Source organism: Clostridium sp. UBA6640 (genome assembly GCF_002455975.1).
In the GTDB taxonomy this organism is placed as follows: domain Bacteria; phylum Bacillota; class Clostridia; order Clostridiales; family Clostridiaceae; genus Clostridium_J.
Genome location: NZ_DKLM01000112.1, coordinates 18027 through 31556, shown reverse-complemented (window position 1 = coordinate 31556; position 13530 = coordinate 18027). Strand labels below are relative to the sequence as shown.

The window sequence follows — 13530 nt, the reverse complement described above, 5'->3', positions numbered from 1 at the left end:
CTCTTTTAATCTAAATGAGAAATTTCTATAGATAATGAAAATAATTATCGTGCTATATAGATTTTTTTAATTTTAGGTACACTTTAATAAAGTTGATCTAAGAGCCATACTCCAAGTCTTCTCTCTTACTTATATCTTTCTTAAAATTTTTTTCTTCCTATTGCTATTTTTATAAGTATTTTTTAATAGATAAACAAAATTATATATTCTCTTGACAAATTTAATACTACAATTTATGATTACTGTATGACCAAAAATATTTATTTAGTCATACAGTAATCTAAAGGGAGGTATTATCATGGCTAAAAGTTTTACTGAAACTGAAAAAGAGAATATACGAGAAAAATTAATTGCAGAATGCGAAAAAAGTTGGGCTAAATTTGGCTATAAAAAAACTAATCTTGATGAACTCTGTGCAAAAGTAGGAATATCTAAAGGTGCTTTTTATCTGTTTTATCGTTCAAAAGAGGAATTATTTTGCGATATTGTTGATGTTATCCAGAAGCGATTATTTTTGAGAATTGAAGAAACCATGGCGGAAACACCTACAAAATATGGCTTTGCGAAAGCACTAAGATTAATATATTTGGAGTATGACAAAGGAAACCTTATTTTTGATTTTAATACTCCAGATTTTATGGCATTTATAAATAAGGTTCCAAAAGAATGGTTATCTAAACATCAATTTAATTCTTTAAGCAATATACACGAGATTATTAAGGAATATAACCTAATTCTTAAAGTTGAAGAAAATAAGGCGGTGGCAGTTTTTGATACACTTTTGTCTATAAATGCAAATAAAGAGCACCTTATTTATGATCACTTTGAAGTGTTTGAGTATATGCTGGACAAGATGATAGAAGAAATTTTTGAATAGGAGGTGCTGTTTTGGACTATGCAATAGAAGTACATGATTTATGCAAAGTAATTGATGATCAAACCATATTATCAAAGGTGAATATGAAAGTTAAAAAAGGTGAAATTTACGGGTTTTTAGGGGCAAACGGAGCAGGTAAAACCACTTTGATGAAAGTATTATTTCGCATACTAAAGCCAACCTCTGGCACAATCAATTTATTGGACGAAGAGGAGCTGGACAGCAGTAACAAGGTTTTCTCCAAGATTGGCAGTATTATTGAAATGCCTGTTTTTTATCAAAACCTAACAGCCAGACAAAATTTGGAACTGCATTGCGACTATATGGGAATTGATTATAAGGCAAACATTGAAAAGTCTTTACAAATGGCTGGAATATCAAATACAGGTGATAAAAAGGTAAAAAATTTTTCACTAGGGATGAAGCAAAGGCTTGCCATTGCAAGAGCAATATTGACAAATCCCGAAATTTTAATATTAGATGAGCCAATCAACGGACTTGATCCTAAAGGTATATCAGACATGAGAGAGCTACTTATTAAAATTAATAAAGAGCGAGGAACTACAATTTTAATATCAAGCCATATTTTAAGCGAGATGGAGAAAATTGCGCATACTATCGGCATTATCAACAATGGCATTATTCTAGAAGAATTATCAATGAATGATATTGCGGCAAAAGATATTAATTTAGAGGAATACTATTTGAAGCTATTAGAGGGGGTAGAGAAATAATGGAAGGTTTAATAAAGCTAGAGCTAAAAAGATTTAATCTAAAGAATCATGTTTTTGGTGTAATCATCGCTAATATAGTAATTCTATTTTTTAGTTTGTTTATGACATATATGCTTTCAATTGGGCAAATTCCCCAAACCAATTTATCCTCTCTTGAATTGGACACAATGAGCATTAATAGTATGTTAATCAAAGCTACTTTTTTGGTATGGGAATCTGTTCTAATAGCAACGATTATCGTTGAAGAGTTCAGAAGTAAAACAATGTCATTACTTTTTACTTATCCAATTAACCGAAAAAAATTGATAGCCGCTAAACTAACTTTGATATTGCTAGTGACATTTGTTTCTATTGCCCTTTCGGAATTGCTTCAAAACATCTGCATATTTGGAATGAGCAAGGTATTGAATTTTGTTAGTTATGGGATTACTCCAAAATACGTTTTTAATGTTGGAATAACAACGATTACAGCGACTTTATTGGGAATGCTACCTCTGTATATCGGAATGATACGAAAATCTACCATTGCAACCATTATTTCATCTCTTTTCATTGTTAGTATAGTGGTTAATGCACAAACAGGTGCTGGAGGGTTAATCTTTATAATACCAATTTCGTTAGTGTTAGGTGCTATTGGGTTGTTTTTTGCGGCAATAGCCATAAAAAATATTGTAAACAATGATTTATGTTAAATCTTTATTAGGAGGAAATGCCATGAGTAATCTAGATAATTATTTCAATATATCTTTTGACCAACAATTCTTATTGATTACTTCAATCATTAGCATAGTATTAGGAGCTTTTCTTATAATATTTGGTTTATTAAGAAAAAAGAAAACACAAGGAAAAAGTACTCTTGCATGGACTTGCATTGGAATTGGGGTTGCTTCAATTCTATCGAATATCATACAAATTCTATCACGAATATAAAATTTTATATGGAGGAGGATTAGTATGTGGATAAATTTATAAATCAATTAAATCACTTTTTTCATGTATCAATAGATTTACCGAGCCCATCAATAATATTCCTCGGTTCAATTGTAAGTACCATACTGGGATTTTTCCTTATTTTATTTGGTGCGTTTAGGAAAATTGAGCTACTAATTTGTTTTGGTGTCGTAGTAATTTTATCAAATTTATGGGGGATGAAAGATCAAAAATGAAAATATTTAACAGAAATTTTAAATTAATGATTTTAGGGCAGATTATATCACTCTTTGGAGCGTCAATATTAAAATTCTCTTTATCTTTATATATACTTGATTTAACAGGTAAAGCAGAAATTTTTGCTACAATCCTAGCTATTTCAACTATACCAATTATCATATTTTCACCAATTGGTGGCGCTATCGCTGATCGATTCAATCGTCGAAATTTGATGGTGATTTTTGACTTTTTAAGTAGCGCCATTATTTTAGCTTTAATGCTGTCTTTATTCTATGGGAATAATTCGGTATTTTTCATAGGTGTGATAATGACATTGCTATCTGTTATAAGCACTATGTATCAACCTGCTGTTCAAGCTTCAATTCCAGTATTGGCTGACGAAGATAATCTGATAAAGGCAAATGGAATTGTATCCGGTGTAAGTGCACTAACGGGAATCATCGGCCCAATTTTAGGAGGTTTATTATATGGACTTATGGGGCTTGAAGCCATTGTAATCGTTAGCTGTAGTGCATTTTTCCTGTCAGCGGTAATGGAAATAGTTATACAAATACCCTTTACAAAGAAGTCACATGACGGGCATATTGCAACAGCAATTTTTGTGGATATTAAAGAAGGTTTAAGCTATATATTGAATAAAAACCGTTTTGTCTTAAAAATCATGTTCATTGCAGCTGGGATAAACTTATTTTTATCTCCAATTATTTTAGTAGGTGTCCCTTATATTGTGAAGGTTGTAATGGGTGCTGATAGTACATTATTTGGTGTAACACAAGGTGCAATATCATTTAGTACAATTTTAGCAGCCATAGGAATTGGAGTTATTGGTGAAAAACTAAAAATAAATAATCTGTATTTGTGGTTTGTTGCTTGTGGACTTTTATTCATTCCAATGGCATTGTCAGTTAGCCTATTTGGATCAAATTTGGGATTTTGGATACCTTTTATCGTTTTCACAGTGTCAGCTATGCTAATACTTTTCGCAACAACAATTGCATCAATTTTCATTACTACAATCATACAAAAAGAAACACCCAACGAATTACTTGGAAAGGTCATGGCGATTCTTTTTGCAGTAGCTACATGCGCAACACCATTAGGTCAAATTATTTACGGTGCATTGCTGGACAGCTTTAATGATAGAGTTTACATAACTGTTTTAATTGCTGGAGCATTTACCTTGATTATGGCATTGGTTGCAAAGATATCATTAAGTTCTAGAAAAGCAAATTTTTTCGGAGCACATAAGGATATATAATATTTAACATAAAGGGGCTGTTTCAGAGTTAACTTTTTAAGTTAATTCTGAAATAACCCCTTTTTTAGATTGAATAAAGGGATTAAATTATAGTAAACTTAGAAAGAATATAGAAAAAAAGGTGGATTTATATTATGAGAAATTTAAAGTTAACTATAGAATATGACGGAAGTAGATATAAGGGATGGCAAAGACTTGGTGATAATGATAATACTATACAAGGAAAAATAGAAGATGTACTTTCTAAAATGACTAGTGAAAAAATAGAGCTTATTGGTTGTGGAAGAACTGATGGAGGAGTACATGCAGAAAATTACATAGCAAACTTCCATACTAATTGTATGTTAAGTGAAGGAATGATGATTGATTATCTTTATGAATTTTTACCTGAAGATATAGTAGTCAAAGAAGTAGAAGAGGTAGAAGAAAGATTTCATGCTAGATATAATGCTAAAGCTAAAACTTATATTTATAGAATAAATAATGGTAAATTTAGAAATGTTTTTAATAGAAAATATGTTTATCATATAGATAAAGATTTAAATTTAGAAAATATGATAAAGGCAAGCAAAATATTAGTTGGAGCTCATGATTTTCAAAGCTTTACTACACTTAAAACAAAGAAAAAATCTACAGTGAGAACTATAAATTATATTAATATAAATAAAAATAAGGATTTAATAGAAATAGAAATTAATGGGGATGGGTTTCTATGGAATATGGTAAGGATTATAACGGGAACTCTTTTAGAAGTAGGAGCTGGAAAAATATCAGTAGATGAGGTTGAAACTATATTAAATAAAAAGAAAAGAGAAGAGGCAGGTCCAATTACACAAGCTAAAGGACTTTATTTAAAGGAAGTTATATATAACAACTTAAAATAATGCACAATGTACAATAGAAAAAGGAGTTCAATGAACTCCTTTTTTATAGTATTCCTTCTTCTTTTAATAGGTTCTCAATTTCTTGCATTTTTTTAGTTAGCTCTAAAAAATTTTTTTTAACTAAATCTTCTGAAAGAGCATCTTCTTTTATACTTTTTTCTAGTTCTTCAATAGTGTATAGTGCCTCATCGATATCTTTTTGAGCTAGTTGTAAATTGTTTTCCTTCATAAAAATCTCCTTTTAAATTTAATCTTCTTGTTTCTTACGAATTATTTCTTAATAAAATGTTAGCATTGCACAGCATTAATTTCAAGTTGAAAATAAGCTTAATTAATAATTTATATGCTATAAAATATTATTTCCTTCAGATAATTTACGAATAGGAACTACATAAGTTTCTAATATATCTAAGTCTATAATTTTAGCTATTTCTTGTTTTGTATTTATATGATCTATCCAAACTATATGATTATTAAAGTACACAGTGATATTTTCATTAGATTTTTGAATTTCTAAAAGTCTACTAGTATCCATCCATGAATTCCTCCTATAAATTTAAAATTTAATTTATAACTTATAACCCAAATAATAGATATGTTTGGAGTTTTAAATAAAAATTGATATTTAGAAATAAAAAAATATGGATGCTTCTTACCAAAGCTTACAATAGTATAATTTGTATTAGCTTTTTACATGTTTTAAAAGTTTGTACAAATTGAAATTTTATACTTCTGTTCTTCATATATATTATTAATCTATTAATAAAAGTGTGCAGGTTGTATTGTTAGATATTGCATTATAGATTAAAAAAATTAATTTTATGGAGGGAATTTGCATGATAAATGTAATATGGTTTCTTATATTAGCTATAGGTATAGGATTTGGCATATTAAACGGAGATGGAGAGATAGTTTCTAAAGCAATAGTATCAACCACTTCTTCAACGGTGGATTTAATAATTGGACTTGTTGGAATGATGTGCCTTTGGTGTGGAGTCATGAAAATAGCAGAAAAAAGTGGACTAACCTCAAAACTTTCCAGAGCATTGACTCCTGTACTAAAACTAATATTTAAAGAGGCAGGTAAAGATGAAAAAGCAATGGGGGCTATAACTATGAACCTTACTGCTAATATGTTTGGACTTGGAAATGCTGCTACACCTTTTGGAATAAAAGCTATGGAGGAGATGGAGAGATTAAATATGGAGAAAGGCAAAGCTACCAATGATATGGTATTATTCTTGATATTAAATGCCGCTTGTATTCAGTTTATTCCTACAACAGTAGTATCTATAAGAGCAGCAGCGAATTCTCAAAATCCAGGAGCAATAATTTTGGCTGCTTTTATTACAACATTTTGTGCATGTTTAATAGGTATAGTTCTTTGTAAACTACTACAAAAGCATTTTTAAAAAATAAAATCGAGTTTAGCTATCGATTAAAGTAAGGAGAATATTATGGATGTGAGGGTATTAATTCAATATATAATAAAGGCTATTATTCCGATAATAATAATTTTAATTACAACCTATGGAATTTTTAAAAAGGTTAAAGTATATGAGTGCTTTATAGAAGGTGCAAAGGATGGAATAGGAATTTGTGTTAGAATATTTCCCTATCTTTTAGCTATGCTTTTAGCTATCAATGCTTTTAGAGCATCAGGAGCTATGAATTTTTTAATTTCATTAATAAAGCCTGCAGTAGATGTGGTAGGGGTACCGCCAGAAGTTGTACCTTTAGTTTTAATGAAACCTCTATCAGGAAGTGGAGCTATAGGAATTTTTACAGATATCGTAAAGGAATATGGTCCAGATAGCTTTATAGGTACTTGTGCTTCTATAATTATGGGATCCACAGAAACAATATTTTATACTTTAGCAGTTTATTATGGAGCAGTACAAATTAAAAAAATAAGACATACTTTATGGGTGGCAATATTAGTAGATATTTGTGCAGTACTTATAGCAGTAAATGTAGCAAAATTTATAATATACTAAAATTGTTCATTCTTAATTGTTAATTCTTAGTTTTACAAGTTGATATATAATTATAAGATAAAAATAAATAAGCACCTCTAAATATTTTAGAGGTGCACTGATTGTGCTATGATAATTAGCTCACAGCTTTAAAGAATTATTTTATATAACTTAAAAAAATTCAGTTGATTAGGTGTACTTATAAATTTTTATCAAATATTCTGTGTTGATTCAATAGAATATTCTTCTATTAGGCTGTTAAATTTTCTTTTATAAGCAATATAAATTAATGCGGCATCAGCTATCCATTGAATTACACAAATCCACCAAAAGTATGTTACTGAACCTTGAGTTATATAAATAAAGTAAAATACCAATGGTAATCTAATACACCATCCTGTAAATAGAGAAACTTTAAATGGTATTTTTGTATTACCTATTCCTTTTAGGGCCCCTCCATATATCATGGAAATTGCCATACCAGGTTGCTGAAGTGCTGCTATCATTAAGCACTTAGCACCTAAGGAAATAACTTCAACCTCACTACTATTTATAAATAGACCAATTAAGAATTTAGGCATAATTATAAATAATGAAGCTATACAAATCATTGAAATTAATCCTAAGGCTGCACAGTTATAAGCATATTTCATTGCGCCCTTATAATCTTTTTCACCATATTTATTTCCAACAAGTGTTGTACATGCTACAGCAAATCCCCAACCAGGCATGTAAGATAATGATTCTAGAGTTGAAGTTATTGTATTAGCAGAAAAAGCAACAGTTCCAAGCCTCATTATCATAAAAGTTGTAAATAATCTACTAATACTAAAAGCACCTTCTTGAAGTGATGCAGGTATAGACAATTTAAATAGGGTTTTAGTTTTTTCTATAGTTAAAGATTTCAAATATTTAAATTTAATTTTAATCTTAGACTTTTTAAAGGTATAGTATGTAGAAAATAAAAATCCACAAATTTGAGCAGTTATAGTTGCTATTGCAGCACCAGCAACACCTAATTCTGGAGCACCAAACTTACCAAAGATTAGTATGTAGTCTAAAGTCATGTTTATTAATATTACTATGAAGGATGTTATAAGAGGAATTTTTGTATTTCCATAAGCTCTTTGTATTGCTGAGTAAAGACTGGTTATCATGTTAAACACAATTCCGAAACAAACAATTCTTATATATGTCATAGCAATTTCTAGGACTTCAGGTTCACAACCAGCAGCAGTTAGGAGCTGTTTAGAAAAAATAAAAATTACAATAGTACAAATTATACTAATTATAGTACCTATCACAAATCCAATAGTGGCATATTCTTCAGCAATATCATATTCTTTAGCGCCATAACGTCTTGCCACAATAGAGGTTATGGCAACAGATACACCCATAGCTATAAAAATATTAGCAAAGGTATATAATATTTCTCCAGAAATACCAACAGTACTAACAGCTATTTGTCCTCCATATTGTCCAATCATAAGGGTATCTAAAACCCAAACCATCATATACAAAACCATTTCTCCAACAGCAGGCAATGCAATAGCAAGTACATTTTTAACTTCTTTTTTGTTTAGCATATAATTACCTCCTCCCTTTTTAATGCCAATATTACTTAATTATATCAGAAGCAAATTATACTGTTAATAATAAATGACAAAATAATAGTATTTTTGCAATTACCATAAATATTGTTAACAATTAGTAAATTATTGAATAATTGACAAAAATATATAGAATTTGTTATAACATATTTTAAAGGGGCAAGTATTTTAAACTTTGGGGGGAGACTTTATGAGAGAATTAAAAAAGAAAGATTTTGAGGTCGTTGGTTGTAAGATTGAAGAAAAAGAACTAATGGGGGAGGTGAGCTTAAGTTATTGGAAGAGTGTAAAAATAAAATTTTTTAAAAATAAGGTTGCAATTTTAGCTACAATTATTTTATTAATTGTAATTTTGATGACAATTTTTTATCCTCTTTTTACAAACTTTGATTATTTTGAACCTGTTAAAGAAAAAAACTTAAGACCAAATAGTATTCACTATTTTGGTACTACTGATCAAGGAAGAGATATTTTTGCAGGTGTATGGAAAGGAGCTAGAAGTTCATTAGGTATTAGTCTTATCATAGCATTCTTAAACTTATCTATAGGAATAGTTTATGGAGGTATTTGCAGTTTTTATGGTGGCATTATTGATGACATAATAATGAGAATACTAGAAATAGTAACCAGTGTGCCACTTATAGTGATAATAACACTAATGTATCTTATTTTAGGACCTGGACCACTAAGCCTAATTCTTGCTATGACAGTTAATGGGTGGGGTAATGTTGCCCGAGTAATTAGAGGACAACTATTACAAATAAAAGAGCAAGAATATGTTTTAGCTGCAAAAGCACTAGGAGCTAGCACTTCTAGAATTATTTGTAATCATTTAATTAGAAATGTAATTAGTATAGCTATAGTTACTATAACTATGGAGATTCCTAATGTGCTTATATTAGAAGGATTATTAAGTTATATTGGATTTGGTATGAGATATCCACTACTAAGTTGGGGATCACTTATGTATAATGCAGGATTTTCACTTATGTTCTATCCTTATCAAGTATTTATTCCAGCTTCTGTTATGACTATAACTATAATTTGCTTTAATGTTATAGGTGATGCTTTAAGAGATGCACTAGATCCTCAAGAGATGGTATTTAGTAAGGAGAACAAAATATGAAAAGAAAAAGTTTCTATATTATGTCTATATTAATGTTTGTATCCATATTTTACCTTCATTACCATTTAAACTATAGAGAAGCAATTAAAGCACCTTCAGAAGTATGGGCAAAGGAAGTACTAATATCTAAAGGAGACATTAAGCAATATCCTGCTTTAACTGGATATAATGATAATTATATTGTTGTTCATCAAAACGGAGATGATATAAAGGCAATAGTGGTAGACAAGCTAGGTAACATATTAAAGGAAAGTACTTTTAAAGCAGATGGCAAAGAACCTAGAGATTTGGGAGTGGTTACAGATAATAAAAATATATATATTACTTATATGCTAACAGATATGTATTATAATACAGTAAAAATTTTAAAATTAAATGATAACTTAGAATTAATAGAAACAAAACAAATTGATAATATGAGAAGTAAACTTGATCTATCAGAAAATATATTATGTATTTTTTATGATGATCATATAGAATTTATTGATTTTCTTAAAAGTTCTTCTTTTAAAATTAATTTAAATAATAAAGCAGAGATGCCTACAAGTATTCCTTATAAAGATAAATATTTAATAACATATATATCTGATAGAAGTGCATATAAGTATTTTTTTATAGATAAAAATGGACAAACAACTGAACCTAAAGTTGCATTTGATGTACAGGGGGGATCCAATTCTTCTTTCATTTCAAATACTATTACTTATAAAGAAAATGATATATATGCAATTGTAGAATATGTATATAAGGGTAAAGAGTATACTGTAAAAAGCTTTAAATTTTCATTAGATAAAAATGATCTTTATATAAGTGATTTTAGGTTAATGGAAAATTTTGGTGACAATATAGATGAGAGGAAGAAATTTAATGTAGATGTAACTAGTTTAGCTAATTATCCAAATCAAGAGGGAATGATTCTGGGGAGTTGTGGAAGAAAGGTTTTTAAGATGAAAGAACAACCTGATATAGTGGAAATTTCTATTGAAGATAATGAAAATTCAATAGGTGGACGTTTTCGTGATAAATATGGCGCTGTTATAAAAAATCCTGTATCAAATAGCAGGAATAACTCCATTTACCCTGTTAGCTATAAAAGTGCAATAGTATTTTGTGAACCTATAGGAAATGATAAAAGTAATGTGTATATAACTTCAAAAGATAAAGAATTTAAAGAAGTTAATAACAAAAGTAGACCAAGTGAAGCAATTGATTCACTTTTAGCTACTTCAGAAAGCATGCTTTTTGGAATGGCTTATTTGGTGATTTATGGTTCATTATGGATTATACCATCTCTTGCTTTAATATCTCTTATTTCAATAATCGAATTTAAATTTAATAAAACTATAAGAAAGGCATTATTTATATTTGCTTATAGTTTAGCTTATCTATTAAAGCTTTATTTTATAAATAAACTATTTTATATTAATCAAGCAATGCTTATGCCATCTTTTTTTAGTTTAAATGTAGGAGTCGCATGTACATTATTAATTAGTTTAGTTTGTTTGAGTTATGGATATAAAGATTATAGTAAAGATTTGGATTATAATGTAATTGTATTGAGTTTTTCAAAGCCAATATTAATAGACTCGCTTTTAACTTTAATATTATTTGTTGGTTTTATTATATAGAAAATAATCTTTATATTATAGGATAGGACCTTTATATAAAGAAACTAAAATCATTATTGAATATTAAGATAAAAGAAAAGTTCTTATTTGAAATTTATATATAATCGTATACTTTAGAATTATAGAAAGTAGGGGTATATGTGAAGAGGGAAAAGTTTTACGCAATTGTAGGTGTGATAATTATAGCTATATTTTGTTTTCACTATAGTTTGAACTACAAAGAAGCCATAAAACCACCAAGCGAAAAATGGGGTAAGGAAGTATTTTTATCACAAGGGAACATAACGGAGTTTCCAGATATAATTGAATATAAGGGTAATTATGTGGTCGCCTATCAAGATGGTGACATTATTAATGTAATGCTAATAGATAAGTTAGGAAAAAAAATTAGAGAGTCACAATTTACAGCGTCTGATAATGAGCCAAAAGATATAGATATTATTACAGACAATAAGAATATTTATATAAACTTCTTATTAACAGGTGCAGATAAAAACACTATTGAAATATTAAAATTAGATGATGATTTAAATCCGATAGACAAAACAAATGTAAAAAATGTAACTAATAAGATAAAAATTTCAGAAAATATATTAGCAGTTTTTTATGATGAATATGTTGAAATAAAAGATTATTTAATAAACAAAGTTTCCAGAGTTAATATAGGCGATAATATAAGACTGCCGGTAAGTGCGAAATATAAGAATAAATATATGCTTGGCTATATGATGGGGTTAGATGAATTTTACTACATTTGGATAGAAGATGGTAAAGTTACAGAGCCTAAATTAGGTGGAAATTTAAGTGAAATCACAAAGGTGAAATTTAGAAATGCTACAATGGCAATTGATGAAGAAAATGTTTATGTTTTAATAGAGTATATATTTGAAGGTAAGCAGTTTGGATTTAATCTTTTAAATTTCCCTATTAACGGTGAAAAAGGTAGTAGTTATGGACCATTTAGAGTCAAAATAGGAACAGATGAAAACGAAATTAATGCAGATGATGTTTATATAGGTACTGTAGCTACCTATGGCGAAGAACCGGGCACATTTTTAGTTAGTACTAGTAGAACAGCTGCAAAATTAAAAAGCCAAACAGATATAGTTAAGATGAAAATATCAAAGGTAAAAAAAGACATGTCCGATAAAGCTTTGTATATAGGAGTCTTTAAAGAACCATTGTCAAGAAGTAAAAAGATATCTATAAATCCAGTGAATTATAAGGATGCAGTGGTTTTTATTGATTCCATCGAAAAAGGTAAAGCAAAGCTTTATATTACGTCAAAAGATCCAGAGTTTATAAACGAAAATTCCGGAAATAGAAAAGAGGAAGCAATAAGTGCATTTATTCAAACTTTAGAGGGAATGTTTTTCGGAGCTGTTTATATAGTTTCTATGGGACTTATATGGATTATACCGGGTATGGCTATAGTATCTCTTGTAGCTCTTATAGAATATAAATTAAGTAAAAGGCTAAGAAAAATAATGTATTTTCTGACATATGGTATTATTTTTACCATAAAATTTTATTTTATAAATAAAGCTTTTCACATTAGAGGAGTAAATCTCTTACCTAGGTATTATAATAGTGCCGTTGGTTTTCTATGTATGGTTACCATAAGCTTACTTTGTGCTCTATATGGATATGGCAAATATAAAAAGGATTTAGAATACAATGTTATAGCATTAAGAATTCCATCTGCATTGATTGTTGATAGTGTTGTAACTTTAATGTTATATGTAAGCTTTATAAAATAGTAAATGCATTTGCTATAATGTAGATATCTTTATTGGAGCAATATCTATAGATGAAAAATGGATTACTTTAATAAAATACTTAGAAATTTTATTATATTGACATAAAAACTACTTTATCATATCATAATAGTAATAATAACATAATGCTATGAAAAGAAGAGTAGTAAAGTGAAGTGCTTAAAGAGAGCTAGAGCAGGTGAAAACTGGCAGCATACAACTTTATGAATATGGACTTGGAGCAGACCTTTTGAGCAAAAGTAAGGAAGGTACGGGAGCAACCGATATATTGCAAGGTGATAAAAGCTTTTTGCAAGTCACTTAATGAGGTACTTATTGCGAAATAAGTATAAAATAGAGTGGTAACACGTATACAACGTCTCTATATGGAAAAATTTCCATATAGGGGCTTTTTTTATTAGAAAGTTATGGAAAGATTAATAACTAATTTTTCTTTAAGTCTAGATTTTTTAGAAACTAGAGTGAAAGCTTATATTTTGAAATACAAAT

General features: G+C 28.9%; 14 protein-coding genes and 1 other annotated feature. Of the genes, 11 read left to right on the top strand and 3 right to left on the bottom strand.

What is annotated here, in order from left to right; translation table 11 throughout:
* Window positions 1–298: 298 nt before the first annotated feature.
* From B2W91_RS12360 to truA, 6 genes are all read left to right on the top strand, one after another.
* Window positions 299–877 carry a TetR/AcrR family transcriptional regulator gene (locus tag B2W91_RS12360; protein ID WP_291581377.1) on the top strand — a complete coding sequence of 193 codons (579 nt, stop codon included), beginning with the start codon at window positions 299–301 and terminating at the stop codon, window positions 875–877.
* Between the two features lie 11 nt (window positions 878–888).
* Window positions 889–1611, top strand: a complete 723-nt coding sequence (locus B2W91_RS12355) for an ATP-binding cassette domain-containing protein (protein ID WP_291581376.1) — start codon at window positions 889–891, stop codon at window positions 1609–1611.
* A complete protein-coding gene (locus tag B2W91_RS12350) occupies window positions 1611–2303 on the top strand; it encodes an ABC transporter permease (RefSeq protein ID WP_291581375.1) in 693 nt (230 codons plus the stop codon). The genes B2W91_RS12355 and B2W91_RS12350 overlap by 1 nt, the downstream gene beginning before the upstream one ends.
* A 22-nt stretch (window positions 2304–2325) precedes the next feature.
* Entirely contained in the window at window positions 2326–2541 is a 216-nt protein-coding gene (locus tag B2W91_RS12345; protein WP_291581374.1) for a hypothetical protein, read from the top strand.
* Window positions 2542–2773: 232 nt separating this feature from the next.
* Complete coding sequence (locus B2W91_RS12340; RefSeq protein ID WP_291581372.1) at window positions 2774–4039, top strand: MFS transporter; 1266 nt, start codon at window positions 2774–2776, stop codon at window positions 4037–4039.
* A 134-nt stretch (window positions 4040–4173) separates the two neighbouring features.
* Complete coding sequence (truA, locus tag B2W91_RS12335; RefSeq protein ID WP_291581371.1) at window positions 4174–4923, top strand: tRNA pseudouridine(38-40) synthase TruA; 750 nt, start codon at window positions 4174–4176, stop codon at window positions 4921–4923.
* 43 nt (window positions 4924–4966) lie between these two features.
* Here the strand turns inward: truA and B2W91_RS12330 are convergent, their stop codons facing one another.
* Both B2W91_RS12330 and B2W91_RS12325 read right to left on the bottom strand, forming a co-directional pair.
* Complete coding sequence (locus B2W91_RS12330; RefSeq protein WP_291581370.1) at window positions 4967–5152, bottom strand: hypothetical protein; 186 nt, start codon at window positions 5150–5152, stop codon at window positions 4967–4969.
* A gap of 117 nt (window positions 5153–5269) precedes the next feature.
* Window positions 5270–5458, bottom strand: coding sequence for a small, acid-soluble spore protein, H family (locus B2W91_RS12325; RefSeq protein WP_291581369.1), 189 nt, complete (start codon window positions 5456–5458; stop codon window positions 5270–5272).
* A 301-nt stretch (window positions 5459–5759) separates the two neighbouring features.
* Here B2W91_RS12325 and B2W91_RS12320 point away from each other — a divergent pair, with 301 nt between their 5' ends.
* Both B2W91_RS12320 and B2W91_RS12315 read left to right on the top strand, forming a co-directional pair.
* Window positions 5760–6335, top strand: coding sequence for a nucleoside recognition domain-containing protein (locus tag B2W91_RS12320; protein WP_291581368.1), 576 nt, complete (start codon window positions 5760–5762; stop codon window positions 6333–6335).
* A 63-nt stretch (window positions 6336–6398) separates the two neighbouring features.
* Entirely contained in the window at window positions 6399–6920 is a 522-nt protein-coding gene (locus B2W91_RS12315; RefSeq protein ID WP_291581386.1) for a spore maturation protein, read from the top strand.
* A 191-nt stretch (window positions 6921–7111) separates the two neighbouring features.
* On the opposite strand, the gene B2W91_RS12310 is transcribed toward B2W91_RS12315, so the two are convergent.
* Window positions 7112–8485 carry an MATE family efflux transporter gene (locus B2W91_RS12310; protein ID WP_291581367.1) on the bottom strand — a complete coding sequence of 458 codons (1374 nt, stop codon included), beginning with the start codon at window positions 8483–8485 and terminating at the stop codon, window positions 7112–7114.
* Between the two features lie 214 nt (window positions 8486–8699).
* On the opposite strand from B2W91_RS12310, the gene B2W91_RS12305 reads away from it, so the two are divergent.
* From B2W91_RS12305 to B2W91_RS12295, 3 genes are all read left to right on the top strand, one after another.
* Window positions 8700–9635: an ABC transporter permease gene (locus B2W91_RS12305; RefSeq protein ID WP_291581365.1), complete on the top strand. Its 936-nt coding sequence runs from the start codon at window positions 8700–8702 to the stop codon at window positions 9633–9635.
* Window positions 9632–11263, top strand: a complete 1632-nt coding sequence (locus B2W91_RS12300) for a hypothetical protein (protein WP_291581364.1) — start codon at window positions 9632–9634, stop codon at window positions 11261–11263. The genes B2W91_RS12305 and B2W91_RS12300 overlap by 4 nt, the downstream gene beginning before the upstream one ends.
* Window positions 11264–11403: 140 nt before the next feature.
* Window positions 11404–13023: a hypothetical protein gene (locus tag B2W91_RS12295; protein ID WP_291581363.1), complete on the top strand. Its 1620-nt coding sequence runs from the start codon at window positions 11404–11406 to the stop codon at window positions 13021–13023.
* A 139-nt stretch (window positions 13024–13162) separates the two neighbouring features.
* Window positions 13163–13407, top strand: a binding site (T-box leader).
* Window positions 13408–13530 lie beyond the last annotated feature (123 nt).

Bases quoted from the DNA above. Each gene is read 5' to 3' on its own strand.
- B2W91_RS12360 (WP_291581377.1), top strand. From the start codon at position 299: ATGGCTAAAAGTTTTACTGAAACTGAAAAAGAGAATATACGAGAAAAA.
- B2W91_RS12350 (WP_291581375.1), top strand. From the start codon at position 1,611: ATGGAAGGTTTAATAAAGCTAGAGCTAAAAAGATTTAATCTAAAGAAT.
- B2W91_RS12345 (WP_291581374.1), top strand. From the start codon at position 2,326: ATGAGTAATCTAGATAATTATTTCAATATATCTTTTGACCAACAATTC.
- B2W91_RS12340 (WP_291581372.1), top strand. From the start codon at position 2,774: ATGAAAATATTTAACAGAAATTTTAAATTAATGATTTTAGGGCAGATT.
- truA (WP_291581371.1), top strand. From the start codon at position 4,174: ATGAGAAATTTAAAGTTAACTATAGAATATGACGGAAGTAGATATAAG.
- B2W91_RS12330 (WP_291581370.1), bottom strand. From the start codon at position 5,152: ATGAAGGAAAACAATTTACAACTAGCTCAAAAAGATATCGATGAGGCA.
- B2W91_RS12325 (WP_291581369.1), bottom strand. From the start codon at position 5,458: ATGGATACTAGTAGACTTTTAGAAATTCAAAAATCTAATGAAAATATC.
- B2W91_RS12320 (WP_291581368.1), top strand. From the start codon at position 5,760: ATGATAAATGTAATATGGTTTCTTATATTAGCTATAGGTATAGGATTT.
- B2W91_RS12310 (WP_291581367.1), bottom strand. From the start codon at position 8,485: ATGCTAAACAAAAAAGAAGTTAAAAATGTACTTGCTATTGCATTGCCT.
- B2W91_RS12305 (WP_291581365.1), top strand. From the start codon at position 8,700: ATGAGAGAATTAAAAAAGAAAGATTTTGAGGTCGTTGGTTGTAAGATT.
- B2W91_RS12300 (WP_291581364.1), top strand. From the start codon at position 9,632: ATGAAAAGAAAAAGTTTCTATATTATGTCTATATTAATGTTTGTATCC.